Annotated in this window: 20 protein-coding genes and 1 riboswitch; of the genes, 17 read left to right on the top strand and 3 right to left on the bottom strand. The window is 65.0% G+C overall.

Annotation, left to right across the window (positions count from 1 at the left end):
- The first annotated feature begins 66 nt into the window (after positions 1–66).
- The 5 genes from tig to J7E80_RS21040 all read left to right on the top strand — a co-directional run bounded on the left by tig (position 67) and on the right by J7E80_RS21040 (position 5,158).
- Positions 67–1,449 (top strand): trigger factor, encoded by a 1,383-nt coding sequence (tig, locus tag J7E80_RS21060; RefSeq protein ID WP_215054162.1) that lies wholly within the window; start codon positions 67–69, stop codon positions 1,447–1,449.
- Between the two features lie 257 nt (positions 1,450–1,706).
- Positions 1,707–2,303, top strand: a complete 597-nt coding sequence (locus J7E80_RS21055) for an ATP-dependent Clp protease proteolytic subunit (RefSeq protein ID WP_215054173.1) — start codon at positions 1,707–1,709, stop codon at positions 2,301–2,303.
- 38 nt (positions 2,304–2,341) lie between these two features.
- The gene (locus J7E80_RS21050; protein WP_215054161.1) at positions 2,342–3,001 is read left to right on the top strand and encodes an ATP-dependent Clp protease proteolytic subunit; all 660 of its coding nucleotides are present in this window, start codon (positions 2,342–2,344) and stop codon (positions 2,999–3,001) included.
- 184 nt (positions 3,002–3,185) lie between these two features.
- Entirely contained in the window at positions 3,186–4,475 is a 1,290-nt protein-coding gene (gene clpX / locus J7E80_RS21045) for an ATP-dependent Clp protease ATP-binding subunit ClpX (protein WP_215054160.1), read from the top strand.
- Positions 4,476–4,543: 68 nt separating this feature from the next.
- Positions 4,544–5,158 (top strand): DsbA family protein, encoded by a 615-nt coding sequence (locus tag J7E80_RS21040; RefSeq protein ID WP_215054159.1) that lies wholly within the window; start codon positions 4,544–4,546, stop codon positions 5,156–5,158.
- A 414-nt stretch (positions 5,159–5,572) separates the two neighbouring features.
- Here the strand turns inward: J7E80_RS21040 and valS are convergent, their stop codons facing one another.
- Positions 5,573–8,194, bottom strand: coding sequence for a valine--tRNA ligase (valS, locus tag J7E80_RS21035; RefSeq protein ID WP_215054158.1), 2,622 nt, complete (start codon positions 8,192–8,194; stop codon positions 5,573–5,575).
- Between the two features lie 75 nt (positions 8,195–8,269).
- Here valS and J7E80_RS21030 point away from each other — a divergent pair, with 75 nt between their 5' ends.
- Both J7E80_RS21030 and J7E80_RS21025 read left to right on the top strand, forming a co-directional pair.
- Entirely contained in the window at positions 8,270–8,638 is a 369-nt protein-coding gene (locus tag J7E80_RS21030; protein WP_215054157.1) for a DUF488 domain-containing protein, read from the top strand.
- A gap of 31 nt (positions 8,639–8,669) precedes the next feature.
- Complete coding sequence (locus J7E80_RS21025) at positions 8,670–9,431, top strand: SDR family oxidoreductase (RefSeq protein ID WP_215054156.1); 762 nt, start codon at positions 8,670–8,672, stop codon at positions 9,429–9,431.
- Between the two features lie 20 nt (positions 9,432–9,451).
- Here the strand turns inward: J7E80_RS21025 and J7E80_RS21020 are convergent, their stop codons facing one another.
- Positions 9,452–10,573, bottom strand: a complete 1,122-nt coding sequence (locus J7E80_RS21020; protein WP_215054155.1) for an endonuclease/exonuclease/phosphatase family protein — start codon at positions 10,571–10,573, stop codon at positions 9,452–9,454.
- Positions 10,574–10,990: 417 nt separating this feature from the next.
- Between J7E80_RS21020 and ileS the strand changes: the two genes are divergently transcribed.
- Genes ileS through ndk form a run of 4 tightly spaced genes read left to right on the top strand, consistent with a single transcriptional unit; the run spans position 10,991 to position 16,636 of the window.
- Positions 10,991–14,341, top strand: a complete 3,351-nt coding sequence (ileS, locus tag J7E80_RS21015; RefSeq protein WP_215054154.1) for an isoleucine--tRNA ligase — start codon at positions 10,991–10,993, stop codon at positions 14,339–14,341.
- A 5-nt stretch (positions 14,342–14,346) separates the two neighbouring features.
- Entirely contained in the window at positions 14,347–15,708 is a 1,362-nt protein-coding gene (locus J7E80_RS21010) for a folylpolyglutamate synthase/dihydrofolate synthase family protein (protein ID WP_215054153.1), read from the top strand.
- A gap of 3 nt (positions 15,709–15,711) precedes the next feature.
- On the top strand, positions 15,712–16,176 hold the full coding sequence (locus tag J7E80_RS21005; RefSeq protein WP_215054152.1) for a DUF4233 domain-containing protein: 465 nt from the start codon (positions 15,712–15,714) through the stop codon (positions 16,174–16,176).
- Between the two features lie 40 nt (positions 16,177–16,216).
- Complete coding sequence (ndk, locus tag J7E80_RS21000; RefSeq protein ID WP_215054151.1) at positions 16,217–16,636, top strand: nucleoside-diphosphate kinase; 420 nt, start codon at positions 16,217–16,219, stop codon at positions 16,634–16,636.
- An 86-nt stretch (positions 16,637–16,722) separates the two neighbouring features.
- On the opposite strand, the gene J7E80_RS20995 is transcribed toward ndk, so the two are convergent.
- Positions 16,723–17,406: a vitamin K epoxide reductase family protein gene (locus tag J7E80_RS20995; protein ID WP_215054150.1), complete on the bottom strand. Its 684-nt coding sequence runs from the start codon at positions 17,404–17,406 to the stop codon at positions 16,723–16,725.
- Between the two features lie 461 nt (positions 17,407–17,867).
- Between J7E80_RS20995 and J7E80_RS20990 the strand changes: the two genes are divergently transcribed.
- The 6 genes from J7E80_RS20990 (at position 17,868) to proB (ending at position 26,944) form a co-directional block, all read left to right on the top strand.
- The gene (locus J7E80_RS20990; protein ID WP_215054149.1) at positions 17,868–21,218 is read left to right on the top strand and encodes an Rne/Rng family ribonuclease; all 3,351 of its coding nucleotides are present in this window, start codon (positions 17,868–17,870) and stop codon (positions 21,216–21,218) included.
- A 178-nt stretch (positions 21,219–21,396) separates the two neighbouring features.
- Positions 21,397–21,494: riboswitch (TPP riboswitch) on the top strand.
- 105 nt (positions 21,495–21,599) lie between these two features.
- The gene (locus tag J7E80_RS20985) at positions 21,600–23,111 is read left to right on the top strand and encodes a bifunctional hydroxymethylpyrimidine kinase/phosphomethylpyrimidine kinase (RefSeq protein WP_251037193.1); all 1,512 of its coding nucleotides are present in this window, start codon (positions 21,600–21,602) and stop codon (positions 23,109–23,111) included.
- Between the two features lie 330 nt (positions 23,112–23,441).
- Positions 23,442–23,750 carry a 50S ribosomal protein L21 gene (rplU, locus tag J7E80_RS20980; protein ID WP_003803420.1) on the top strand — a complete coding sequence of 103 codons (309 nt, stop codon included), beginning with the start codon at positions 23,442–23,444 and terminating at the stop codon, positions 23,748–23,750.
- Positions 23,751–23,810: 60 nt separating this feature from the next.
- The gene (rpmA, locus tag J7E80_RS20975) at positions 23,811–24,074 is read left to right on the top strand and encodes a 50S ribosomal protein L27 (RefSeq protein WP_003803426.1); all 264 of its coding nucleotides are present in this window, start codon (positions 23,811–23,813) and stop codon (positions 24,072–24,074) included.
- A gap of 118 nt (positions 24,075–24,192) precedes the next feature.
- On the top strand, positions 24,193–25,782 hold the full coding sequence (gene obgE, locus J7E80_RS20970; RefSeq protein WP_215054147.1) for a GTPase ObgE: 1,590 nt from the start codon (positions 24,193–24,195) through the stop codon (positions 25,780–25,782).
- Entirely contained in the window at positions 25,772–26,944 is a 1,173-nt protein-coding gene (gene proB, locus J7E80_RS20965; protein ID WP_251037189.1) for a glutamate 5-kinase, read from the top strand. Before obgE ends, proB begins: the two co-directional genes overlap by 11 nt.
- Positions 26,945–26,968 lie beyond the last annotated feature (24 nt).

Raw genomic sequence — 26,968 nt, 5'->3', positions numbered from 1 at the left:
CCGGGCCCATGGCTCGGGCAGAGAATCGCGTTAACCCCATCCAACAAAACCAGGAGTACTTAGACTGTGAAGAGCGCTGTCGAGAACCTCACCCCCACGCGGGTCAAGCTCAATGTTGAGGTCCCCTTTGAGGAATTGAAGCCCAGCATCGAAGAGGCATACAAGACTGTTGCTTCCCAGATCCAGGTCCCTGGCTTCCGCAAGGGCAAGGTTCCCTCCAAGCTGATCGACCAGCGCGTCGGCCGCGGCTACGTGCTGGAGACCGCCATCAACGAAGGCCTCAACGGGTGGTACCAGGCCGCTGTGCAGGAATCGGGCATCCGCCCCCTGAGCCGTCCCGAGGTTGAGATCACCGAGGTTCCGGATCCTTCCGCAACTGACGGCGAACTCAAGTTCCACGCCGAGGTTGATGTCCGCCCGGAGATTGAACTCCCGGACTACGCAGGCCTCAAGGTCGAGGTGGCTTCCGCCCAGTCCTCTGAAGCCGACGTGGACAAGGCTCTCGATGAGCTGCGCGGCCGCTTCGGCACGCTGAAGTCCGTGGACCGCCCGGCGGCCGACGGCGACTTCCTGACCATCGACATCACGGCAACGATCGACGGTGCCGAGGTTGACTCCGCTTCGGGCCTGTCCTACCAGGTCGGCGCCGGCACCATGCTCGAGGGCATGGATGAGGCAGTCACCGGCCTGAGCGCCGATGAGGACGCCATCTTCGACACCACCCTCGTTGGTGGCGACCACGCCGGCGAAGCCGCCCAGGTCAAGGTAGTGGTCAAGTCCGTCAAGGAGCGCGAGCTTCCCGAGGCAAACGACGACTTCGCCCAGCTGGCATCGGAATTCGACACACTGGCTGAGCTGCGCGAGGACCTCGCCAAGCAGGCAGCCGACTCCAAGATCGTGGAGCAGGGCGTCGAAGCCCGCGACAAGGTCCTGGACAAGCTCGTTGAGCTCATCGAGGTTCCCGTTCCGGAATCCGTCGTCGAAGAGCAGATGGAGACCCACTTCAAGGCTGAGAACTCCCACGGTGAGGGCGAGCACGACACCGAGGAGCACCGCGCGGAGGTCAAGGCCAACACCGAACGCGCCTTCCAGAACGAAATCATCCTCGACGCCATCGCTGAAAAGGAAGAAGTCGGCGTCAGCCAGAACGAGCTGATCGACTACATCGTCACCACGGCCAGCCAGTACGGCATGGACCCGAACCAGTTTGCCCAGATCATCGATCAGAGCGGCCAGGTCCCCATGATGGTTTCCGAGGTCCGCCGCCGCAAGGCACTGGCCGTCGTCCTCGGTCAGGCGGAGGTCACGGACTCCGAGGGCAACAAGGTTGACCTCAGCGACTTCGTCCGCCCTGCCGGCCAGGAAGAAGCCGAGGCCGCCGAGGCAGAAGCCGCGGAAGAGGCCGCCGAGGTTGTCCCCAGCGACGATCCCGCAGCTGCGAAGTTCTAGTCGCTGCAGCACCGTTCTGCCAGCGTGACGGCAGCCCCCGGATCCATGGATCCGGGGGCTGCTCCGTTTAAGAGTTTTGGGTGGCGGAAGGGGCCACGGCGGCGGCCTGCGGCAGTGGTGCGCCGTCAGCGAACAGTGCGATTCAGACGAACAAAACGGCTGCGAAAGCGGTTAGTGTCCAAGTAGTGAAGTTCAGTGATGTCACCGTCACCAGCGAGAGGTAAGTACACATGTCACAGCAAGCAGGGGCGCCCCGCATGGCAACTGTCGATCCGGCAGCCCAGGACAACTACATCTACAACCGACTGCTGAAAGAGCGCATCATCTGGCTTGGCTCCGAGGTCCGCGACGAAAACGCGAACGCCATCTGCTCCCAGCTGCTGCTCCTGTCCGCAGAGGACCCGAACAAGGACATCTACCTTTACATCAACTCTCCCGGCGGCTCCGTGACGGCGGGCATGGCGATCTACGACACCATGCAGTTCATCCCCAACGACGTCGTCACCGTGGCTACCGGGCTTGCTGCCTCGATGGGCCAGTTCCTGCTGTCCTCCGGGACCAAGGGCAAGCGCTATGCCACTCCGAACGCCCGCATCCTGATGCACCAGCCGTCCGGCGGCATCGGCGGCACGGCTTCGGACATCAAGATCCAGGCCGAACTGATCCTGCACATGAAGAAAGTCATGGCCGAGCTGACGGCCGAGCAGACCGGCCAGACGGTGGACACCATCCTCAGGGACAACGACCGTGACAAGTGGTTCACCGCAATCGAAGCACTGGAATACGGCTTCTTTGACAAGATCTCCGCACACGCCGGCTCGGTAGCCGGCGGTGGCGGAACGGCCCAGAGCTAAACCGGCACGCTGAGCGAACTGAATCCAGGAGTAAGAACATGAACTACAATTTCGGCTCGACTGCCGGCAACCTACCGACCAGCCGCTACGTGCTGCCCCAGTTCGAAGAGCGCACGCCGTACGGCTTCAAACGCCAGGACCCCTACACCAAGCTGTTCGAGGACCGCATCATCTTCCTCGGTGTGCAGGTCGACGACGCTTCCGCCGATGACATCATGGCGCAGCTGCTCGTGCTGGAATCCACGGACCCGGACCGCGACATCACGCTCTACATCAACTCGCCGGGCGGCTCCTTCACGGCCATGACCGCGATTTACGACACCATGACGTACATCCGGCCGGAAATCCAGACCGTGTGCCTCGGCCAGGCCGCCAGTGCCGCGGCCGTGCTGCTCGCCGCAGGAACGCCGGGCAAGCGGCTTGCCCTGCCCAACGCACGCGTACTGATCCACCAGCCCTCGCTGTCAGGTGGCCAGGGCGGCCAGGCGTCCGACCTGGAGATTCAGGCGGCTGAGGTCATGCGGATGCGCTCGTGGCTGGAGGACACTCTGGCCAAGCACTCCGGACGGACCCCGGAACAGGTGAACAACGACATCGAGCGGGACAAGATCCTCACCGCGGCAGAGGCGATGAACTACGGCCTGATCGACCAGGTGCTCGACTCCCGCAAGATCAAGCCCCAGGCGATTGCCAGGTAGGAGCAGCTGTCCCCGGCGCCGGTGCGGTTCAGATTTTTTTGGACGGCACCGGCGTCCGGTTTCCACCTCTCGGGCAGATTGTGACCTAGAGTGGATGTAATCACGGCCGGACTGCAAAGGATGACCGTGCTTCAAGCAACCGGTGCAAAGCTGTAGTCGCAGCAAGATACTAAGGGGTTCACATATGGCTCGGATTGGCGAGAGCACGGATTTGCTCAAGTGCTCTTTCTGCGGAAAGAGCCAGAAGCAGGTGCGCAAGCTCATTGCCGGGCCCGGCGTCTATATCTGCGATGAGTGCATTGAACTCTGTAACGAGATCATTGAAGAAGAACTCGCGGAAGTAGCCGATCTCGGCAGTTTTGAACTGCCCAAGCCCCGCGAGATCTTCGACTTCCTGCAGGAATACGTCATTGGCCAGGAGCCCGCCAAACGTTCCCTCGCCGTCGCCGTCTACAACCACTACAAACGGATCCAGGCCGGCCACGCTCCCAAGAGCGGCAGCCTCGCGGACGGCGTCCACCACGATGACGTCGAGATCTCCAAGTCCAACATCCTCCTGATCGGCCCTACCGGCTGCGGCAAGACCTACCTGGCGCAGACCCTGGCCCGCCGGCTCAACGTCCCGTTTGCCGTTGCCGATGCGACCGCCCTGACTGAAGCCGGGTACGTGGGCGAGGACGTCGAAAACATCCTTCTGAAGCTCATCCAAGCAGCAGACTACGACGTTAAGAAGGCCGAACAGGGCATCATCTACATCGACGAGATCGATAAGATATCCCGCAAGAGCGAGAACCCGTCAATCACCCGGGACGTCTCGGGTGAAGGCGTGCAGCAGGCACTGCTCAAGATCCTTGAGGGCACTGTCGCCTCAGTTCCGCCGCAGGGCGGCCGCAAGCATCCGCACCAGGAATTCATCCAGATCGACACCACCAACGTGCTGTTCATCGTTGCAGGCGCCTTCGCCGGCCTGGAGGAAATCATCGGCTCCCGGTCCGGGCGCAAGGGCATCGGGTTCGGAGCGCCCCTGAACGAGGTCAAGAACACCACCGATTCCTACGGCGAGGTGATGCCGGAGGACCTGCTGAAATTCGGCCTCATCCCGGAATTTATCGGCCGCCTCCCCGTGATCACCACGGTCTCGAACCTGGACCGGCCGGCGCTGATCCAGATTCTCTCCACCCCGAAGAACGCCCTGGTGAAGCAGTACCAGAAGATGTTCCAGCTGGACGGAGTTGAGCTCGTGTTCGCTGACGACGCCCTGGAGGTGATCGCAGACCAGGCGCTTGAGCGGGGGACCGGTGCCCGCGGGCTCCGCGCCATCATGGAGGAAGTCCTCCTGCCGGTGATGTTCGATCTCCCCAGCCGCGATGACATCGCCAGCGTGGTGATCACGGCGGATGTTGTGACCAAGAAGGCGCAGCCCACCATGATCACGCATGACGTTGTGGCCAAGCGCCGGAATAAATCTGCCTAGTTCTTCGCTGTCGATTAAGCGTGCCGCGGACTGCGCCACGCCCCACGACTTTTTCGAGGAGACTAGCTGTGCCTGAAACCCGCTCCAACAAGGCCGACTTCTGGTTCGACCCCCTGTGCCCCTTCGCATGGATCACTTCGCGCTGGGTCGGCGAAGTGGAAGCCGTCCGTGACATCACCACCGAGTGGCACGTCATGAGCCTTTCCGTGCTGAACGAGGGCCGGGACCTGGACCCCGGCTACCGCGAGGCAATGGACAAGGCCTGGGGGCCGGTCAGGGTAATCATCGCCGCCCAGGAGCAGCACGGTGACCACGTGGTCAAGGCGCTGTACGACGCGATGGGCACTCAGATCCACGACGGCGGCCAGAAGGACTTCTCGATCGTCATCGCCAAGGCCCTCGCCGAGTGCGGCCTGCCGGCCGAACTGGCCGAGGCTGCTGAGTCCGACGCGTTCGACCCCCAGCTGCGGGCCAGCCACGAGCAGGGCATCTCCCTGGTGGGCCAGGATGTCGGGACGCCGGTGGTGGCGTTCAACGGCACTGCGTTCTTCGGCCCGGTCCTCACCCGCATTCCGCGCGGCGAGGAGGCCGGCCGGCTGTGGGATGCCACGGTTACCCTGGCGTCATTCCCGCACTTCTTCGAGATCAAGCGCAGCCGTACGGAGAAGCCAGCCTTCGACTGACGCCACAGGCCAGGGCCCATCGGACCCGCCCCGTCCGCCGGCCACCAGCAGCGCCATAAGAGCCCCGGAGAACTACATCAGAGTAGTTCTGCCGGGGCCCTTGCGCATCCATATGAGGGGGACAACAATAGTTCTTACCCACTTCGAAAGAAGTGGGACGCAAGAACCAAGGATTCAGTGACATGCATCTAACGCAGCCTTCGGCAAAGTTAGAAGCAGGCTACCAGTGACAAGGTAGGAAGACCTGAAATTTCTGAGGATCTTGCCAGACTGTCAAAGATGTCACCAGACAGCCGAAAAGTCGAAGCCCCACCAACCGCAAAAAGCTGATGGGGCTTCCCCTTTGCCCAAAAACAATTTGCCCAAAACAGCCGGGCTGCCCAAATTTAACCGGGCCTCGAAGAACCTGGCCGCCTAGGCCGGCGCGGTCTCCTCGGCAGGCACCAGCACCACGTCGCTGACGGTCAGTTCGCCCTCGCCCGCCGCAAGTGTAAGCTCGCGGGCGTTGGATGCCGCCTTCAGATCCGCCAGGCCGGCCTTGAGCTGCGTCGTCAGGGACTCGGTGGCCCTGATGGTCGCCGAAAGGACCTCGGTGCGCTGCTTGACCTTGGCCTCGGACTTGGCCTTCCGGATGCCGCTGAGGGCCAGGCCCACGGTCGCGAGCAGCGTGGTGTCGCCGTCAGCAACCTGCAGGTCTGACGGCCACTCGGCACGGTGTACTGAGCCGGTGCGCCACCAGCTCCAGACTTCCTCGGTGGCGAACGGCAGGAACGGCGCGAAGAGCCGCAGCAGGGTGTCCAGGCTCGTGGCAAGGGCCGCCAGGACTGAGGCCTGCTCCGATTCCCCGGCGGCACCGTACGCGCGGTCCTTGATGAGCTCGACGTAGTCGTCCGTGAACTGCCAGAAGAAGCTCTCCGTGATCTGGAGCGCCCGGGCGTAGTCGTAGTTCTCAAACGCCTTGGTGGACTGGGCCACCACCTCGGAGAGCTGGGCCAGGACGGCGCGGTCCAGCGGGTTGGTCAGCACGGAATGGTCGCCAGTCACCACCGAGTTCTCCGTGGCGCCCAGGTTCAGGACGAACTTGGAAGCGTTCAGGAGCTTGATGGCCAGGCGCCGGCCGATCTTCATCTGCGCGATTTCGTAGGCTGTATCGGCGCCCAGCTTGGCCGAGGTGGCCCAGTAGCGCACGGCGTCGGAGCCGAACTCGTTGAGGACGTCGGTGGGCACAACCACGTTGCCCTTGGACTTGGACATCTTCTTGCGGTCCGGGTCCAGGATCCAGCCGGAGATAGCCGCATGCTTCCACGGAGCGGTGTACTGCAGCGAATCAGCGCGCACGGCGGAGGAGAACAGCCAGGTGCGGATGATGTCGTGGCCCTGCGGGCGCAGGTCGAACGGGAAGACCTTGGCGAAGAGTTCCTCGTCCCGGCTCCAGCCGCCCACGATCTGCGGCGTCAGGGAGGATGTCGCCCAGGTATCCAGGACGTCCGCATCGCCGGTGAAGCCGCCGGGGACATCGCGCTGCGCCTCCTCGTAGCCGGGCGCCGAGTCCGCGGCCGGGTCCACCGGGAGCTGCTCGTCGGAGGGCAGGATGGGCGCCTCGTAGTCCGGGTTTCCGTCCGAGTCCAGCGGGTACCAGACGGGCACGGGCACGCCGAAGAAGCGCTGCCGGGACACCAGCCAGTCGCCGTTCAGGCCGGAAATCCAGTTTTCGTAGCGCGAGCGCATGAAGGACGGGTGGAATTCGATCTCGTGGCCGCGGCGGATCAGGCGTTCGCGGCGGTCCTCGTCCCGGCCGCCGTTGCGGATGTACCACTGGCGGGACGTCACTACCTCGAGGGGCTTGTCGCCCTTTTCGAAGAAGTTCACCGGGTGCATGATCTTCTTCGGCTCACCGTCCAGCAGCCCGGCCGCCGTGAGGAGTTCCACCACTGCTTCCTTGGCGCTGAAGACGGTCTTGCCGGCGATCGCGGCGAAGGCTTCGCGGCCTTCGTTGGTGGTGATCCACTCGGGGGTTTCGCCGATGATGCGGCCGTCGCGGCCCACAATGGCGCGGGTGGGCAGCTGCAGTTCACGCCACCAGGTGACGTCGGTCAGGTCACCGAACGTGCACACCATGGCGATGCCGGAGCCTTTATCGGCCTTCGCCAGTGCGTGGGCCTTGACTTCAAGCTCGACGCCGAAGAGGGGAGACGTGACCGTCTTGCCGAACAGCGGCTGGTACCGTTCGTCGTCGGGGTTGGCCACGAGGGCGGCGCAGGCGGCCAGCAGCTCGGGGCGTGTGGTCTCGACGTAGATCTTCTCGCCGTTTTCGGTGAAGAACGGGTAGCGGTAGTAGGCCCCGGCAACCTCGCGGTCCTCAAGCTCCGCCTGGGCCACGGCCGTGCGGAACGTCACGTCCCACAGGGTGGGTGCCTCGGCCATGTAGGCGTCGCCGTCGGCCAGGTTCTTCAGGAAGGCGCGCTGGGAGACTTCGCGGGAGACGTCGTCGATGGTTCGGTAGGTCAGCTGCCAGTCAACCGACAGGCCAAGGGTCTGGAAGAGGCCCTCGAAGACTTTTTCGTCCTCGACCGCGAGTTCCTCACACAGTTCGATGAAGTTCCGGCGCGAGACGACGTCGAAATCGCGCTGGTTCTTGGCGGGCTGCGCCGGCGGGCTGTAGTCGGGGTCATAGGGGATGGCCGGATCGCACCGCACGCCGTAGTAGTTCTGGACGCGGCGCTCGGTGGGGAGGCCGTTGTCGTCCCAGCCCATGGGGTAGAACACGTTCTTGCCGATCATGCGCTGATAGCGGGCCAGGACGTCGGTGTGCGTGAACGAGAACATGTGGCCCACGTGCAGCGAACCGGACGCGGTGGGCGGGGGCGTGTCGATCGAGTAGACCTGCTCCCGGGTCGTGTCCGGGTTGAACTTGTAGGTCCCTTCGGCGAGCCAGCGCTGCGTCAGGGCAGCTTCGAGCCCTTCGAGGGCGGGCTTGTCCGGAACGTTGATAGGGGCGGTGGTGGGCGTGTCTGTACCCTGATGTGCTTCAGCCATGGAGCAATTGTTTCATGAGCCGCCGCCGGATCTTGCAGCGGTGACGTCCCGGACGCCTGGAGTAGCATGCCGCTTATGGACGAGGCAGCCGGCACTTTCGTGACCAAGCGCATCTATGAGGACGCCGCGGACGACGACGGCTGCCGGGTTTTGGTGGACAGGCTCTGGCCGCGCGGGGTCAGCAAGGAACGCGCCCACCTTGAGCTGTGGCTCAAGGAAATCGCGCCGTCTGCGCCGCTCCGGCAGGAATTCGCCCACATGCAGGAGCGTTTTGCTGACTTCCGGGGGCGGTATGAGGCCGAGCTGGAGCAGAACCCTGCCGTGGACCGGCTCCTGGATCTGGCCGCCCGCCACGGCAAGGTGACGCTGCTTTACGGAGCGAGGGATCCGGAAGTGAACCACGCCCGGGTCCTGCTGGAGTTCCTGCAGGGGAGGCAGGGCTGAGGCCTCCTCTGAATGCCGTTAGGGTGGTCCCATGACTGAGGTATCGAAGAACAAAGCAGCTGTCGTCACGGGTGCCAGCACCGGCATCGGCGAGGCCACCGTCCGGGCGCTGAGGACCGAAGGGTGGACCGTTTATGCTGTCGCCCGCCGCCAGGAGAGGCTGGCCGCGCTGGAAGCGGAGACAGGCGCCGTCGGCATTCCCGCTGACATCGTCGAAGACGCCGATGTGGCCAGGCTCCTGGCCGAGGTAACGGCGGCCGGCGGCATCGACACCCTCATCAACATCGCCGGCGGCGCCCGCGGCGCAGACCCCGTGGGCCAGGCCCAGACCGACGACTGGGACTGGATGTACCGCGTGAACGTCCTCGGAACCATGAAGATCACCCGTGCGTTCCTCCCCATGCTGCGTGAACACGGCGAGGGCACCGTCCTGAACCTGACCTCCACGGCAGGACTCGTGGCGTACGAAGGCGGCGCCGGATACAACGCCGCCAAGTTCGCCCAGCACGCCATCACCAACGCTCTCCGCCTGGAGGAGGCCGAAAACAACCTCCGCGTGATCGAGGTTGCACCAGGGCTGGTGTTTACCGAGGAGTTTGCCCTGAACCGGCTAGGCGACGCCCAAGCTGCCCAAAAGGTCTATGAGGGTGTCGAGAAACCGCTGACGGCGGCTGACGTCGCGGACGTGGTGCGCTATGCCGTGTGCGCGCCGCACCATGTGAACCTGGATCAGATCGTGATGCGGCCCGTCGCGCAGGCGGCCAACCACAAGCTGATCCGCAAGCGGGGGTGAACACTGGCGGCTCCTCCCGCCTAGTCCGCCGCAGGGATGCTGAGCGTGGCCAACACCGCCGCGTGGTCTGTTCCTGTGATCCGGTGCACTGCATAGCCGGTGCTCGCGATCTGCGGGCTCGTGACGAGATGGTCGATGGTGATCCCCGGCAGCGGCACGCCCTCCATCGGCCAGGTGGGGAGCAGCCGCAGCCCGGCCGCCGTCCCCACGTCGACCATCTTCCGGCTGCCTGAACCGGCTGAATCACGTGAACCGCCTGAACCGCGGTCCCCGCCGTCGAGCAGTGCGCGGAACTCGGAGTGGTCGTAGGTGGCGTTGAAATCGCCAATCAGGAGTCGGTTCACCGGCCGCATGGGGGAAGCCTCTGTTGCGGGGCCTCCCTGTGCGGCAAGGCCGGTTGGCCGGGCAGGCGCATCCTGTCCGGCCAAACGTCCCAGGGCCGCGAGATCGCTGCGCCACTGTGCGATCCGTACGTCAACCGGCGGAAGCGCGTGCACGTTCGTCACCTCCAGGATGCTTGTCCGGCCGTCATCCTCAACGGTCAGCCGGACGGTCGGCATCTGGAACGGCGTGTCCGGCACCATTCCCAAAGACCGCAGAGGATGTAGGGAATAGATTGCGCTGCCGGCGCCATCGTCCGTGGGGCTGCTGGCCCTGTGAGGCAGCAGGGTCCCCAGTCCCTCGTCAGCCAGCCGGTCCTCAAAGGCTTGGGTGTGTTCCTGGACCGTGAGCAGGCCCACCCCCTCCTCGCGGACCAGCCGGACGATTTCCGCTGCATCCGCCTCGCCGAATTGCGAGTTGATGTTCATGGCCGTCAGCGCAGTGCCGGAGCCGGCCGGAACTGGAGTGGGGCGGCCGGTGTCCAGAGGGAACAGCCAGAACAGCTGGGCGGCGAGCAGCAGCGCGGCCACCGTCGTGACCAAGATGCGGCGGCCGGCCAGGGCCAGACCCAGCGCGAAGACTGCCGGAACCACCAGCCACGGGGTGAAGGACAGCACCTGGACCACCGGCGTCGGCCAGTGCGCCGGGACCGCCCGAAAGATCGACAGGGTCGCCACGGGGACCAGGACGGCGATCGCCAGCAGCCGCCAGGCGATGGTCCCGGCTTGTTTCGTTCCAGAGGAGCCCGGGGAGACGGTCATGGGACCGAGTCTAGGCAGGAAAGGGCCCTTGGCGCCCGTTTCGTTTTGCCTGTTCCGCGGGCCCTGACCGGTTATGGCGTCCGCGGGCACAGCCGTTAGACTGGATCCAACGGCTTTGACCCGGCCATCACCGGTGAGCTTCCGGAAGAACGCCCCGCAGCAGTGGACTGATCATCCAGACCCACCCTGCACCAGGGCCAGTAGAACCGGACGGGTAAGCCCGTCATAGCAGTAATGAGCGGCCGGCGTCGGAACAGCTCCTTCGGGGGCCAGTCCCAGTGCCGGTAAGTGAGGTGGTACCGCGGTGCCGGCAACGTTGGCCAGCGACACTGGAAAGTGAAACTGGGCAGCGGCGTACGGGCCGTCCTCGCATCCTGAATGATCCACTTGTTCACCAGCTCAACCCAGGATGTCGAGATGACTTACTACCCCAAGGCCTCTGCTGCACCGTCAGGCGCCAACACCTCCGGCGTGTCTGCCTCCGTGAAGTTTCCGGAGATCGAGGAACGGATCCTCAAATACTGGGACGAGGACGGCACCTTCCAGGCGAGCATCGACCAGCGCAGCGCAGACCTTCCCGGCGGCGCCCCTGGCAGCAATGAGTTCGTCTTCTACGACGGCCCGCCCTTCGCCAACGGGCTTCCGCACTACGGCCACCTGCTGACCGGCTACGCCAAGGACCTTGTGGGCCGCTACCAGACCCAGCGCGGCAAGCGCGTGGAGCGCCGCTTCGGCTGGGACACCCACGGCCTGCCCGCCGAGCTGGAGGCCATGAAACAGCTGGGCATGACGGACAAGACCCAGATTGAGGCCATGGGCATCGATAAGTTCAACGATGCCTGCCGCGCCTCCGTGATGAAGTACGCCAACGAATGGCAGGCGTACGTCACCCGCCAGGCCCGCTGGGTGGACTTCGACAACGACTACAAGACGCTCAACGTCGAGTACATGGAGTCCGTGCTCTGGGCCTTCAAGCAGCTGCACGAGAAGGGCCTGACCTACAACGGCTACCGCGTGCTGCCGTACTGCTGGAAGGACGAGACGCCGCTGTCCAACCATGAACTGCGCATGGATGACGACGTCTACAAGAACCGCCAGGACCAGACTGTCACGGTGACGTTCCCCATCATCGATGCGGATTCTACGGAAGACGAATTTGGCGTGGCGCAGCCTGGCCCGTTGCACGGCGTCCAGGCGCTTGCCTGGACCACCACCCCCTGGACGCTGCCTACCAACGCTGCTCTCGCCGTCGGGCCCGCTATCTCCTACGCAGTGCTGCCGGCCGGCCCCAACGGCATCAAGGCTGCCTCCCCGGAAGCGCCGGTCACCGGCAGCTTCCTGCTCGCCGAAGACCTGCTCGGCACCTATGCGAAGGACCTCGGATACGACGATGCGGCTGCCGCGGCCGCCGCTGTTACGTCGACCCACACCGGCGCCGAGCTTGCCGGCCTGAAGTACGAGCCGCTGTGGCACGACTTCAGCGACACCGAAAAGTTTGGCACCCAGAACGCCTGGCAAGTCCTCGTGGCCGACTACGTCACCACCACGGACGGCACTGGCATCGTCCACCAGTCGCCCGCCTACGGTGAGGATGACCAGAAGATCTGTGAGGAAGCCGGAATCCCGGTGGTCCTGTCCGTGGACGAGGGCGCCAAGTTCCTGCCGCTGTTCAAGCACGGCGATCTCCACGACATCGCCGGCCTGCAGGTCTTCGAGGCCAACAAGCCCATCACCCAGGTGCTGCGTGCCCAGGGACGCCTGGTCCGCCAGGCCAGCTACGAGCACAGCTACCCGCACTGCTGGCGCTGCCGCAACCCGCTGATCTACCGCGCCGTCTCCTCCTGGTACGTGGAGGTCACCAAGTTCCGGGACCGGATGTCCGAACTGAACCAGGAGATTAACTGGATCCCCGGGAACGTCAAGGACGGCCAGTTCGGCAAGTGGCTGGAAAACGCCCGTGACTGGTCCATCAGCCGGAACCGCTACTGGGGCAGTCCCATCCCTGTCTGGCAGTCCACGGATCCCGAGTACCCGCGGACGGATGTCTACGGCTCGCTCGCCGAGATTGAGGCCGACTTCGGCCGCCTGCCGCTGAACAAGGACGGCCAAGTCGACCTGCACCGGCCGTTCATCGACGAACTGACCCGGCCCAACCCGGACGACCCGCGGACGCCCGAAGAGGGCCAGTCCGTCATGCGCCGCGTGGAGGACGTGCTGGACGTCTGGTTTGACTCCGGCTCCATGCCGTACGGCCAGGTCCACTACCCGTTCCAGAACGAGGCGTGGTTCAACACCCACAACCCCGCGGACTTCATTGTGGAGTACATCGGTCAGACGCGCGGCTGGTTCTACATGCTGCACATCCTGTCCACGGCACTGTTCGACCGTCCCGCCTTCCGCAACGTCATCAGCCACGGCATCGTGCTGGGTTCGGACGGGCAGAAGATGTCTAAGAGCCTGCGGAACTACCCGGACGTGTCTGAGGTCCTGGACCGCGACGGCTCCGACGCGATGCGCTGGTTCCTCATGTCCAGCCCCATCCTGCGCGGCGGCAACCTTGTGGTCACCGAACAGGGAATCCGCGACGGCGTCCGGCAGGTCATCCTGCCGCTGTGGAATGTGTACAGCTTCTTCACGCTGTATACCAACGCCTCGAACGGCGGCGCCGGCTATGACGCGAAACTGCGCTACGGTGGCTACTCCGACACCCTGGACCAGTACCTGCTGGCCAATACCGGGGACCTGGTCCGCAACATGACCGCCCAGCTGGACAGCTACGACATCTCCGGGGCCTGCGATGAACTCCGCAGCTACCTGGACATGCTCACCAACTGGTACGTGCGCCGCAGCCGCCAGCGCTTCTTCGACGAGAATGTCGACGCCTTCGACGCGCTCTACACCGCGCTCGAGGCTGTCTGCCGCGTGTCCGCCTCGCTGCTGCCGCTGGTGTCCGAGGAGATCTGGCGCGGCCTCACCGGCGGTCGCTCCGTGCACCTGGCCGACTGGCCGGACGCCGAGCTGTTCCCGGCCAACCCCGGGCTCGTGGAAGCGATGGACCGCGTGCAGCAGATCTGCTCCACCGGATCCTCCCTGCGCAAGGCAGCGAACCTGCGCGTGCGCCTGCCGCTGCAGGAACTCACTGTCGTGGCACCCGGCGCAGATGCACTGAACGGGTTCGCCGCCGTCGTCGCCGATGAGCTGAACCTGCGCTCCGTGCGTCTCCTTGACGCCGCCAGCGCCTCCCCGGAGGAATTCGGCATCGAACAGAAGCTCGTGGTGAACGCCCGGGCCGCGGGCCCGCGCCTCGGCAAGAACGTCCAGCTCGCCATCAAGGGCTCCAAGTCCGGTGACTGGTCCGTCTCCGATGCCGGTGTGGTGACCGCCGGCGGGCTTGAGCTGGAGCCGCAGGAATACACGCTGGAGACCGTGGTTGCCGAGTCCGACGGCGGTTCGGCCTCCGTCGCGGTCTTGCCCGGCGGCGGCTTCGTGGTGCTCAATACCGAGGTCACGCCCGAACTCGAGGCCGAAGGGCTGGCGCGGGACATGGTCCGCTCCATCCAGCAGGCACGAAAGGACGCCGGACTCAACGTGAGCGACCGGATCCGGACCTCGGTCACCGCCGTGCAGAGCGTGCTGGACGCCCTGCTGGCCAACGCCGAACTCGTCAAAACCGAAACCCTGACACTGGAGCTGGACACCGTTCCTGCCGACTCCGGGGAACCCCTTATCGGTGTCGAAAAAGTCACCGTCGAAAAAGCAGAGGCCTGAAACATATGACCGACGAATTCTCCGTGGAGAGCGTCTACGCCGAGCTGCTGGGCCGGGCGCCGGAAAACAAGATGGAACCCCGCCTCGCGCCGCTGTTCCGGGCGATGGACGTGCTGGGGGAGCCGAACAAGGCGTTCCCGATCATCCACGTCACTGGCACCAACGGCAAAACGTCCACGGCACGGATGATCGAGGCCGGGCTCCGGGCCCACGGCCTCAGCACCGGCCGCTACACCAGCCCGCACCTGTCCAAGGTCACAGAGCGGATCAGTGTGGACGGCGCACCGGTGTCGGACGAGACGTTTGTCCGCATCTGGGACGAGATCCGGCCGTACCTGGAGATCGTGGACAACGAACTCCTCGCCGAGGGCCAGCCCAAACTGACCTACTTCGAATGCCTTACCATCCTCGCCTTCGCGGTCTTCGCGGACCAGCCGGTTAATGTGGCGGTCATGGAGGTGGGGCTCGGCGGCATCACCGACGCCACCAACGTGGGTGACGGCCAAGTGGCCGTCGTCACGCCGATTTCCCTGGACCACACCGACCTGCTGGGCGACACCACGGAGGACATCGCCCACGAGAAGGCCGGCATCATCAAGCCCGGCGGCTTCCTCATCAGCGCTGCCCAGCCCGTGGATGCTGCCCAGGTGCTGCTGGAAAAGGCCAAGGAAGTCCAGGCGCCTTTCCGCTTCGAAGGCGTGGAGTTCGGCGTTGAGTCCCGGCAGGTAGCGGTCGGCGGACAGGTGGTGGCCATCCAGGGCATCGCAGGACGCTACCCGGAGATCATGGTTCCCCTCCACGGCGCCCACCAGGCTGAGAACGCCGCCGTGGCCATTGCCGCTCTGGAGGCCTTCCTCGGCGGAGGCGAGAAGGAGCTCGACGCCGAGGTGCTGCAGGAAGCCTTCGCCACGGTCACGTCCCCGGGCCGCCTCGAGGTGGTCCGCACCGCGCCCACCATCATCGTGGACGCTGCGCACAACCCGGAGGGCATCCGCGTTTCGGCCGAAGCCATCGAGGAAGCCTTCAGCTTCAGCAAGATCGTCGTGGTGGTCGGTGTCCTCAAGGAAAAGGACGCCGAAGAGATTCTCCGCCAGCTCAAGGAGTCCCTCGGCGGGCTGGCCGAGGAATTCTGCTTCACCCAGTCCAACTCCCCGCGGGCGGTGCCCGCTGCGGAACTGGCGGAGCTCGCCGTCGACCTCGGCTTTGGTGAGGAGAACATCCACATCGCCGAGAAACTGGACGACGCCATCGAGTGGGCCGTGGAGCGTGCGGAAGCCAACGAGGACCTGGCCGGCGGTGTGCTGGTGACGGGCTCCATCACCCTGGTGGCTGACGCCCGCATCCTGCTCGGGAAGACGGGGGCCTGACGCATGGCCAGGTTGACGAAAGCCCAGCGTGAATGGCGGCCGGGGATGCCGAAAAAACGCCGGTCCACCAAAATCATGTTCGCCTCCACGGTCCTGCTGCTGGAAGCGTTCGTGGCGTTCTTCGCCACGCTGGCCGTTTTCGGACTGCGCCGCGACGAGTTGTCCCCGGTGCTGATTCTCTCCGTGGGCATCGGACTGAGCGTGGTCCTGGTCCTGGCCTGCGCCGTGCTGTCGAAGCCATGGGGCGTGGGGCTTGGCTGGATACTGCAGCTGGTGCTCATCCTTGCCGGCTTCGTGGAGCCCATGATGTTCCTCGTCGGGGCGCTGTTCGCCCTCTCCTGGTGGTACGGCATCCGTACCGGCATCCGGATCGACAGGGAAGCCGCGCAAAGGGCCCGGGAACAGGCCGAATGGGAAGCCGCGCATCCGGACGGGCCCAGCGATGAAGGCACCGTCCAGAACCCGTAGACTTACCCGGAAACCCACAACCAACCGCATTGGAGCAGCTGTGAGCATTGAGCGCACTCTCGTCCTGATCAAGCCCGACGGCGTCACCCGGAACCTGACCGGCGAAATCCTCGGCCGCGTCGAAGCCAAGGGCTACATCCTGGCCGAGCTCAAGAAGGTCAACGCCACCCGGGAGCTGCTCGAGCAGCATTACGAAGAGCACGCGGGCAAGCCGTTCTACGAGCCGCTGGTGGAGTTCATGCTCAGCGGCCCCGTGGTCGCCGCGATCTTCGAGGGCCACCGTGTGATCGAGGGCTTCCGCTCGTTGGCCGGCACCACCGACCCGACGACGGCGGCTCCCGGAACCATCCGCGGCGACTTCGGCCGTGATTGGGGCGTGAAGGTCCAGCAGAACCTTGTCCACGGCTCCGACTCCGTGGACTCGGCCGAGCGCGAAATCAAGATCTGGTTCCAGGCCTAGGCAGCGCCTAAGCGCGAACTAGCAGCTAACACCCTCAAAATCAGCTTTTGAGGGCATTAGCTGCCAGTTCGCGCTTTTTCTTTGGCTCAGAATCCCGAGGTGCCGATGAACACCTGGATGAAGGCGAAGAAGATGGTGGCGATTACGGCCACGTAGAGCAGCGCCGTGATGATCCAGCCGGCGTCGCCAACGACCTTGGCCAGGCCGGCAGGCGCCGGAATGGCCCCGCGAACGACATTGCGCACCGTCACCCAGACAAAGAGCGGGATCATGGCCGCCCAGACCACCATGCAGAACGGGCAGAGGATCCGAATCTCGTAGAGCGCCTGGAACCAAAGCCACACGACGAAAGCAAAGCCGAGCGTAACGCCCGCCTGCAGGCCGAGCCAGTACCAGCGTGCGAACCTGGCCCCGGACAGCAGCGCCATGCCGACCGTGATGATGACGGCGAACGCCACGATGCCGATAAACATGTTCGGGAAGCCGAAGGCCGAGCTTTGGGGAGTCTGCATCACCTGGCCGCATGAGATCCAGGGATTCACGTCGCAGACCGTGGTGTGGTTCGGGTCCTTGAGCACCTCGAGCTTCTCCAGCACGAGGATTCCCGAAGCAAGCCACCCCACAATGCCGGTGATAACCAGCAGCCACCCGAAGGGTCGGTCCCGGGTCATGGCCGGCAGGGCAGCTTCGGCTGCTGCGGGAGTTCGTTCAAACTCTTCGTCGTAAGCCTCTCCGGAATCCGTGCCGGTGGAAGACGAGATGCTGGGCATGGGGCTGGGTCCTTTGTCTGGGGTGCTCCTGCCCAGATTGTATCGCCGCAGACTGGGTGCAAGCTTGGGCCGCCAGTTGTTCCCGGATGGCTTGACCGGCTTGTCACACAATTACGGCGTTTTTTAAGGGCGGTGTGAGAGAATGAACGTGGCTGGAGCACGAACCACATTCGGGCTCTGGTCCGGTGACTTGTTCCCAAGACCGCCAGTGAGAAGCAGTGTAGGCCCGGATATCGGAAATCCGGCCTCCCGCGATCCATTGGACGGCACCTGGCTGTGGATTGCAGAAACAGCGGGTTCCAGTAGCATTTCCACCGGCCTTTCAGGGCTGCCGCACCCCACTGCCGGTGCGAACCTGAGGGTATCCAATTGACTTCTGTCAACGCCTGAGGGTTTTGACAATATGTGCCCCAATGGGTGCCGGATGTGGCGGCATGTCAGGGGCAGGAGTGTTGCCACATATGGATAATGACCAGGTAATTGCCGTTAATGAAGATCCGGCTGCCAATGAGGAAACGGTAGCCGCGGAGGCTCCCAAGAAGGCCACCAGGACCCGGCGCAAGGCAGCGCCCAAGGTAAAGGAACCGGAGCCCGAGGTTTCGCTTCCGGAACCGGAGCTGCAGGAACCCGTCGTCGGCGAACCCGCGTTGTCGGCTGAACCACTTGTGTCGGAGCCGGTGGACGCCGCCCATTCGGACGTAACCGCAGTGGAAGCCGCCGTGGCGGAGGCCAAAGCACCGGTGCGGCGCACGCGTTCCCGCAAGAAGGTTGCGGAAGAGCCGCTGCCCGCCTTTGCAGACGAGGCAGAACCCGGCGTGGGCTCAGCCGCCCCGGAAGCTGCCGCTCCCGCTGAGGCCGCCGTCGAAGCCGAGCCCAAGCCGGTACGTCGCCGCCGGGTTGCCAAGCCGAAGACTGTCGAGCCAGCGGCCGCAGCGACCACAGAGGCGCCGGCCGCGGACACCACGGCTGCCGCAGCAGACGAAACCTCCGCTGAGACGCCGGCTGTGGAAACACGGGTCGAAGAAACACGCGTTGAGGACATCCAGGCGGAGACAGCCGCCGCGGAGGCCGCCCAAGCCGAGACCGCCGAGGAAGCTGAGACCGAGGAGGAACCGGCACAGGCCGCTCCGGCCGGCTCGCTGTTCCTGGAACCCGCATCAGTCACCTCGATCATCTTCCAGGCCCCGGACCTTAACACCGTGATCCGTCCGCCCGCGGCACCCGCCGCAGCGGAGGACGGCGAGGCCGAGGCCGAGGAGGAGGGCGAACTGGACGACGGCGGACGCCGCCGGCGCCGCAGCCGCGGACGCCGCGGCCGGACCCGCGCTGACCGTGACATCACCGACCGCGCGGACTCCGACGTCGAGGCCGAAGGATCTGACGCAGCCGAAGAGACCGAGGAAGAGAACGCCGGCCAGCCCGAAGAAGGCGTCACCTCGCGCCGCCGGCGCCGCCGCCGCCGTGGCGACCAGGACCTTGAGCTCACCGGCGGGGGAGACGACGATCCCCCCAACACCGTGACGCGTGTCCGCGCTCCCCGCGTCTCCAGCGAGCCCGCCGTCAACAACCGGGTGACCAGCGTCAAGGGCTCCACCAGGCTCGAAGCGAAGAAGCAGCGCCGCCGCGAATCCCGCGACACCGGCCGCCGCCGCACCGTCATCACCGAGGCCGAGTTCCTGGCACGCCGTGAATCGGTGGACCGCCAGATGATCGTGCGCCAGCGCGACGACAGAATCCAGATCGGTGTCCTGGAAGATGGCGTGCTGGCCGAGCACTTCGTGTCCAAGACGCAGCAGGACTCCCTGATCGGCAACGTCTACCTGGGCAAGGTCCAGAACGTGCTGCCGTCCATGGAAGCGGCCTTCGTTGACATCGGACGCGGCCGCAACGCCGTGCTCTACGCCGGTGAAGTGAACTGGGAAGCAGTCAACCTCGAAGGCAAGCAGCGCCGGATCGAAAACGCCCTGAAGTCCGGGGATTCCGTTCTGGTTCAGGTCACCAAGGACCCCGTGGGTCACAAGGGTGCACGGCTCACCAGCCAGATTTCCCTGCCCGGACGCTACCTCGTGTACGTGCCCGGCGGTTCCATGACCGGCATTTCCCGCAAGCTTCCCGACGTCGAACGCAACCGCCTGAAGCGGATCCTCAAGGACCGGCTGCCGGAGGATGCAGGCGTTATCGTCCGCACCGCGGCCGAAGGTGCGTCTGAGGAAGAGCTCACGCATGACATAAACCGCCTCCGTGCGCAATGGGAGGGCATTGAAAGCCAGGCGAAGTCCACCAAGGTCCTCGCTCCCGAGCTGCTCTATGGCGAACCTGACCTGACCATTAAGGTGGTCCGCGACGTCTTCAACGAGGACTTCTCCAAGTTGATCGTCTCCGGCGATGAGGCGTGGGACACCATCGAGGCCTACGTGACCTACGTGGCGCCCGACCTCGTGGGGCGGCTCGAGAAGTGGACCAAGGACCAGGACATCTTCTCGGCCTGGCGCATTGACGAGCAGATCCACAAGGCGCTGGACCGCAAGGTCTTCCTGCCCTCTGGCGGTTCCCTCGTGATCGACCGTACTGAAGCCATGACCGTGGTGGACGTCAACACCGGAAAGTTCACCGGCAGCGGCGGCAACCTCGAGGAGACCGTCACCAAGAACAACCTCGAAGCGGCGGAGGAAGTCGTCCGCCAGCTGCGCCTGCGGGACATCGGCGGCATCATCGTGATCGACTTCATTGACATGGTGCTCGAATCGAACCGGGACCTCGTGCTGCGCCGCATGGTGGAGTGCCTGGGCCGCGACCGCACCAAGCACCAAGTGGCGGAAGTGACCTCGCTGGGCCTCGTGCAGATGACCCGCAAGCGCATGGGCACGGGCCTGCTGGAAGTCTTCGGCGAGCAGTGCGAGGTCTGTGCAGGCCGCGGCGTCGTCACCCACGACGAACCCGTCGAACACCGCCGTGCCAACATCGTGGCCGCGGAGCACCATGTGCACCGTGCCGAGGTCCAGCCGCCGGCACGGACCGACCGGAAGCGTCGCCGCGGCAAGAGCGGACAGGCCCTTCCTGAAGCTGCGCCGACCGCTCCGGCTGTTGTCCACCACGAGCCCACAGATGCCGAGCGCCTTGCCAAGGCTGAGGCAACGCGGGCAGCACTCGCCAACATCGCGGCCGCGGCACACGCAGCCCATCTGCACGACGATGCTGCCCACCACGCCGCTTCCGGTGATGCGGGGCGTCCTGCCGCTGCACCGGCGGCTTCAGCTCCGGAAGGTCCGGCAGTGCACCGCACTCCGGAGACGGAAAGCATTCCGGGCCGTCCCGGGGCCGTGCTGACGTTCGGCGGCGAGAAAGTGGTGCTTCCGTTCGTGGAGCACGCCGGCGAGCCGGCCTCCGAAAAGCCCGCGCTGACCCTTGACCGGCTCGAGGAAGCGTTCGCTCACCTCGGTGAGCCTGCTGCCCCCGCTGGAAAAGATACGACGGCGGCGCAGGCGCCCGCTGCAGTGGAGACGCCTGCCGCTGAACCTGCGCCCGCACCTGCCGTCACGCGTCCCGCCCCGGCAGCGGACGGCGACGCCGACCGCTTCGCAGACCACTCGGCGGTCCAGACCCGAACCCGCCGGCCGCGCCGCAACCGCAGCGCCAGCCGGGCCCAGGGCGCCGCCAACGAGACGTCGGTGGAACACCACGAGACGGCTCCGGCAGCAGCGACCGGACACTCGCATGAAGCCAAGGCGCCGGAAGCAGTCAAGGCTGCCGCCCGGAAGCCAGCCAGCGAACCGATCATTCTCGGCGTTGGAGTACCGGCGTCCGAGCTGTGAGCTGACCGGATTCCGTCCGTGCTGACCTGATGTTGACGGGCCGGCGCTGCAAGCGCAGCGCCGGCCCGTCGGTTTTTAACAGCGCCGGAATGCCGGGGTGCCTTTCCCGCAGGAAGTCCGGGCGTGCCTGTCGCAAAATGAAACGCAGTGCCGGACAGTCGGCAAGCGGCTAGGCTGGGGGACTGACACGGGGTGCCGAGCAAGGTGCCGGCTGAGATCCAAACCCGTTGAACCTGACCGGTTAGCACCGGCGAAGGGATGTCTCCTTTGTCTTCAGCATCTGTCCTGACTTCTGTTGCAGCTGATTCCACCGTTACAGCCGCCGTCTCCACTACATCCGCCCTTCCCGCTCCGGCACCATCCCCGTCCGCCGAGGGCCGCATGGCCCCGACCCAACGGGATATTCCCCGCGTCCTGGCCATCGCCGGCTCGGACCCTTCGGGCGGTGCCGGCATCCAGGCGGACCTGAAAAGCATCGCCGCCAACGGGGGCTATGGAATGGCTGCCGTCACGGCGCTGACTGCCCAAAACACCCTCGGAGTCAGCGCCGTCCACGTTCCTCCCGCAGAATTCCTCACCGCGCAGCTGACGGCAGTCAGCGACGACATCGCTGTGGACGCGGTGAAAATAGGCATGCTGGGCGACGAAAAGGTGATTGCCGCCGTCCGGAGCTGGCTGGAAAAGGTGCGTCCCGGCGTCGTCGTTCTTGACCCTGTCATGGTGGCAACCAGCGGGGACCGGCTGCTGCAGGAGTCAGCCGAGGCGGCGCTGCGGGCGCTCCTGCCGCTGGCGGACCTGATCACCCCCAACCTTGCGGAGCTGGGAATGCTGCTCGGGGAGCCGGAAGCGGCCAGCTGGTCCGACGCGCTGGAGCAGGGAAAACGGCTGGCGGCCGAAACCGGCGCCACCATCCTCGTCAAGGGCGGCCACCTGGACGGTGCTGACTGCCCGGACGCCCTCGTGAACACCGGCGGCGTGCTGTCGGCGGACGTCGTTGTGGTGGACGGTGAACGCGTGCCTACGAACAACAGCCACGGCACAGGATGCTCCCTGTCCTCGGCCATGGCCACTGTGCAGGCCCGCCTGGGGGACTGGGAACTGTCGCTGCGCACGGTCAAGCCCTGGCTGGAAGAGGCCCTCCGCACCTCCGGGCAGCTTGAGGTGGGACGCGGCAACGGTCCGGTCCACCACTTCCACCACCTGCCAACGGGAAGCCTCGCAGTAGCTGCCCCCGGTAGCGCCGACGGTTCCTTTGCCGACCTGCTTCACGCTGAGGCCGCAGCCGACCTCGAGGAGATTTACGGCCTGGGCTTTATCCGCGGCCTGGCGGAAGGAACGCTGCCGGAAAGCGAGTTCGCGTATTACCTCGCCCAGGATGCCATTTACCTCAACGGTTATTCACGTGTCCTGGCGCGGGCCAGCGCCCTCGCCCCCACCGAGGCCGAGCAGCTCTTTTGGGCCCGTTCCGCGCAGCAGTGCCTCGAGGTCGAATCGGAGCTCCACCGTAGCTGGCTCAGCACCCGAACGGTGCAGCCGGAACTCGGCCCGGTCACGAAAGCGTATGTGGACCACCTCCTGGCTGCCTCCGCCTCCGGAAGCTATGCCGTGCTGGTGGCCGCGGTGCTTCCGTGCTTCTGGCTCTATGCCGAAGTGGGGGAGACGCTGCATGCCGAATTCCTCGCCGCCGGCGCACCCGAAGGACATCCGTACGCGGAGTGGCTGCGCACCTACGCCGACGAGGACTTCGCCGCAGCCACCCGGAAGGCCATCGGCATCGCGGACAGCGCCGGGTTCGCCGCGTCCGAGGCGGAGCGCGGCCACATGCTCACGGCCTTCCGCCAGTCCTGCCGGTACGAGGTGGAGTTCTTCGACGCGCCGCGCCGCCACGGCTGAACGGGAGCGGGCACAGGGGCCGGTAAGATGGACGCGCACGGTGACGGCAGGTCGGTGCGAAAGCCCTTGTGGTGCTTATCACGGACAACCCGCCGAAACCAGCCTCATTTGCGGCCGAAGGCAAAATTAGCGTATTCTAGATCTTCGGTGCTTACGCCAACACTTGGGTTATGACCCCGGAACCGTCCAATCGGAATTGTTCTTGGGATAGCTCACGGATTCCCCCGGGGAGTCCACGGCGTTGAGGCACAGCGAGAGCCAGACCAACACATTGGACCCAGGTTCCGCACGCAAATTTAGTAATAGACGTCGAGAGAAGTGAGTTCCCAAGTGGTGTACGCGATTGTCCGCGCAGGCGGCCGCCAAGAGAAGGTTTCCGTTGGAGACTTCGTTACCCTGAACCGCGTCGCCGGTGGAGCTGGCAGCACCATTGAGCTGCCCGCACTGCTCCTGGTAGACGGCGACAAAGTCACCTCCGCAGCTGCGGACCTGGCCAAGGTAACGGTTACGGCTGAGATCCTCCAGGACCTTCGTGGTCCGAAGATCGTCATCCAGAAGTTCAAGAACAAGACCGGTTACAAGAAGCGCCAGGGTCACCGTCAGGAACTGACCAAGGTCAAGATCACCGGTATCAAGTAACCACTGGTTACTGTTCAGGTTTTCAGCAGATTCCCCAGAATTTAAAGGCAGGCATTCCAAATGGCACATAAAAAAGGCGCGAGCTCCACTCGCAACGGTCGTGACTCCAACGCCCAGTACCTCGGCGTCAAGCGCTTCGGCGGCCAGGTAGTTTCCGCAGGCGAGATCATCGTCCGCCAGCGCGGCACCCACTTCCACCCCGGTGCAGGCGTTGGCCGTGGCGGCGACGACACCCTGTTCGCACTGCAGGCAGGCGCTGTTGAATTCGGCACCCGCCGCGGCCGTCGAGTCGTGAACATCGTTGCTGCTGCAGCTGCAGAGTAACAACCAAATCTGAACCGGTGGAGCGGGCCATGATGGCCCGCTCCACTGTTCTTTTAACCGCATTACAATCAATTTGGACGTTCAATACGGCCGGATTAAGCAACAGAGGAGATTCACCGTGGCGAGCTTTGTAGACCGGGTAGTACTGCACGTATCCGGCGGTACCGGCGGCCACGGCTGTGTCTCCGTCCACCGTGAGAAGTTCAAGCCCCTGGGCGGACCCGACGGCGGCAACGGCGGCGACGGCGGCGACGTCATCCTCCGGGTGGACTCCCAGACCACGACGCTGCTGGACTACCACCACGCCCCGCACCGGCACGCGACCAACGGCGGCCCGGGCATGGGTGACTGGCGCGGCGGCAAGAACGGCGAAACGCTGATCCTGCCCGTCCCGGACGGCACTGTCGTCAAGACGAAGGACGGCAAAGTCCTCGCAGACCTCGTGGGTGAGGGCACCGAATACATCGCGGCCGCCGGCGGCCAGGGCGGGCTGGGCAACGCCGCGCTCTCCTCGCAAAAACGCCGCGCCCCCGGCTTTGCCCTGCTGGGTATCGAGGGCGAGTCCCGCGACATCGTGCTGGAACTGAAGTCCATCGCCGACATTGCCCTGGTCGGATTCCCGTCTGCAGGCAAGTCCAGCCTGATTGCAGCGATGTCCGCCGCACGGCCCAAAATTGCCGACTACCCGTTTACCACGCTCATCCCGAACCTCGGCGTGGTTCAGGCAGGCGATGTGCGGTTCACCATTGCAGACGTGCCCGGACTCATTGAAGGCGCCAGCGAAGGCAAGGGCCTTGGCCACAATTTCCTGCGACACGTCGAACGTTGTGCAGCTTTGGTGCACGTTTTGGACTGCGGTACGCTGGAATCTGACAGAGATCCACTCTCCGACCTCGCAATCATCGAAGCCGAGCTCGAAAAGTATGCCGTTGACATGAGCTATGCCGGCAACGACGGCGAGGTTGTTCCACTGAACCACCGGCCCCGGCTGGTTGCCTTGAACAAGGTCGACCTGCCCGATGGCAAGGATATGGCTGAGTTCGTCCGCCCGGAGCTGGAGTCCAGGGGCTACCGCGTGTTCGAGGTTTCGGCCACGAGCCATGAGGGCCTCCGGCAGCTTGGATTTGCCATGGCCGAGATCGTCAAGGCCGCCCGTGAAAGGGTGGCCGCCACGCCGCCCAAGGTGCATGCTCCGGTGCTCCGCCCGCGCGCAGTCAACGAAGCCGGCTTCAAGATCCGCCGCGAGGAAAAGAACCTGGAACCGCTGTTCCGCGTGCTGGGCGAGAAGCCCGTGCGCTGGGTCAAGCAGACCGACTTCACCAACGAGGAAGCCATCGGCTACCTCGCGGACCGCCTCGCCAAGCTGGGTGTCGAAACCGAGCTGTTCAAGCAGGGCGCCAAGCCCGGCGACACCGTAGTGATCGGTGAAGACGACGGCGTGGTGTTCGACTGGGAGCCGACCATGATGGCAGGCGCCGAACTGCTGGCGTCGCCGCGCGGCACCGACGTCCGTTTCGCGGACATCGGAGACCGGCCTACCCGTGGCCAGAAGCGGGACGAGCAGGTGGAGCGCCGCGAGGCCAAGGCCGCCGCCCGTGCCGAGCTTGAGGCGGAGCGCAAGGCCGGCATCTGGACGGAGTCGGTCAGTGGGCGCCGTGCCGCACGGCCCCTCAAGGAGAGTGGGCTGAACAGCGATAATGAGGAGTGAACCCGCACACGTGACCGATAATTCCGCAATAGTCATCGAGGAACCCAGAACCGACGACCGAAGGCTGCTCGCCAGGGCACGCCGCATCGTGGTCAAGGTCGGATCGTCGTCGCTCACCAGCATCAAAGGCGGAATCTCGGAAGAGGCGCTGACCGAACTCTCGGATGCGCTGGCAGCCAAATGCAACGCGGGCACCGAAATTATCCTGGTTTCCTCGGGCGCCATCTCGGCTGGTCTCGCACCGCTGGGCCTCACAAAGCGCCCGCGTGACCTTGCCACCCAGCAGGCGGCCGCGAGTGTAGGCCAGGGGCTTCTTATGGCCCGCTACACCCAGGCCTTCGGCGCGCACGGCGTGACGGTCAGCCAGGTGCTGCTGACGGCCGATGACCTCATGCGGCGAAGCCATCACCAGAATGCGTTCCGGGCATTGAACCGTCTGCTGAACCTTGGTGTTGTGCCGGTCGTCAATGAAAATGACACCGTTGCCACGCACAAGATCCGCTTCGGTGACAACGACCGGCTCTCGGCCCTCGTGGCCCACCTGGTCCGTGCCGATGCGCTGGTGCTGCTTTCCGACGTCGACTCCCTTTATGACGGCCCGCCCTCCAAGGGGGCCAAGCGGATCGCGCAGGTCGATGGTCCACAGGACCTCGAGGGGGTGACCATCGGCAGCCCCGGCAAGGCCGGAGTGGGAACCGGTGGCATGCAGACGAAAGTCGAAGCGGCCACGATGGCTGCAGATTCCGGCATCCCCGCGCTCGTGACGTCCACGGCCAATGCGGCCGCGGCCCTGGCCGGGGAAGACGTGGGAACCTGGTTCTCGGTCAACAGCGGACGCAAGTCCGTCCGCATGATGTGGCTCGCCCACCTCGCGCATGTGCAGGGCCGGCTGGTTCTTGACGACGGCGCCGTCAAGGCTGTGCGCGACAACCGCACCTCGCTCCTCCCGGCGGGCATTACGGCCGTCGAAGGCACTTTTGAATCCGGCGATGCCGTGGAAATGGTCTCGGCCGACGGCACGATCATTGCGCGCGGCCTGGTCAACTACTCAGCCAACGAGTTGCCGCAAATGCTGGGCCGCTCCACTGTGGAGCTGGGGGAGGCCCTGGGACGCGGGTTTGACCGTGAGGTTGTTCACGTTGACGACCTGGTGCTGGTCTAACGGGCCGGCTCGCCTAGAATTGAA

It is taken from the genome of Arthrobacter sp. ISL-28 (genome assembly GCF_018613875.1).
In the GTDB taxonomy this organism is placed as follows: domain Bacteria; phylum Actinomycetota; class Actinomycetes; order Actinomycetales; family Micrococcaceae; genus Arthrobacter.
The sequence above is the reverse complement of the archived record's forward strand: the minus strand, read 5'-3'. Positions and strand labels throughout refer to the sequence as shown.

Excerpts from the sequence above, each read along its gene's own strand:
- J7E80_RS21055 (WP_215054173.1), top strand. The coding sequence starts at position 1,707 with ATGGCAACTGTCGATCCGGCAGCCCAGGACAACTACATCTACAACCGA.
- J7E80_RS21050 (WP_215054161.1), top strand. The coding sequence starts at position 2,342 with ATGAACTACAATTTCGGCTCGACTGCCGGCAACCTACCGACCAGCCGC.
- clpX (WP_215054160.1), top strand. The coding sequence starts at position 3,186 with ATGGCTCGGATTGGCGAGAGCACGGATTTGCTCAAGTGCTCTTTCTGC.
- valS (WP_215054158.1), bottom strand. The coding sequence starts at position 8,194 with ATGGCTGAAGCACATCAGGGTACAGACACGCCCACCACCGCCCCTATC.
- J7E80_RS21030 (WP_215054157.1), top strand. The coding sequence starts at position 8,270 with ATGGACGAGGCAGCCGGCACTTTCGTGACCAAGCGCATCTATGAGGAC.
- J7E80_RS21025 (WP_215054156.1), top strand. The coding sequence starts at position 8,670 with ATGACTGAGGTATCGAAGAACAAAGCAGCTGTCGTCACGGGTGCCAGC.
- J7E80_RS21020 (WP_215054155.1), bottom strand. The coding sequence starts at position 10,573 with ATGACCGTCTCCCCGGGCTCCTCTGGAACGAAACAAGCCGGGACCATC.
- ileS (WP_215054154.1), top strand. The coding sequence starts at position 10,991 with ATGACTTACTACCCCAAGGCCTCTGCTGCACCGTCAGGCGCCAACACC.
- J7E80_RS21010 (WP_215054153.1), top strand. The coding sequence starts at position 14,347 with ATGACCGACGAATTCTCCGTGGAGAGCGTCTACGCCGAGCTGCTGGGC.
- J7E80_RS21005 (WP_215054152.1), top strand. The coding sequence starts at position 15,712 with ATGGCCAGGTTGACGAAAGCCCAGCGTGAATGGCGGCCGGGGATGCCG.
- J7E80_RS20995 (WP_215054150.1), bottom strand. The coding sequence starts at position 17,406 with ATGCCCAGCATCTCGTCTTCCACCGGCACGGATTCCGGAGAGGCTTAC.
- J7E80_RS20990 (WP_215054149.1), top strand. The coding sequence starts at position 17,868 with ATGGATAATGACCAGGTAATTGCCGTTAATGAAGATCCGGCTGCCAAT.
- J7E80_RS20985 (WP_251037193.1), top strand. The coding sequence starts at position 21,600 with ATGGCCCCGACCCAACGGGATATTCCCCGCGTCCTGGCCATCGCCGGC.
- rpmA (WP_003803426.1), top strand. The coding sequence starts at position 23,811 with ATGGCACATAAAAAAGGCGCGAGCTCCACTCGCAACGGTCGTGACTCC.
- proB (WP_251037189.1), top strand. The coding sequence starts at position 25,772 with ATGAGGAGTGAACCCGCACACGTGACCGATAATTCCGCAATAGTCATC.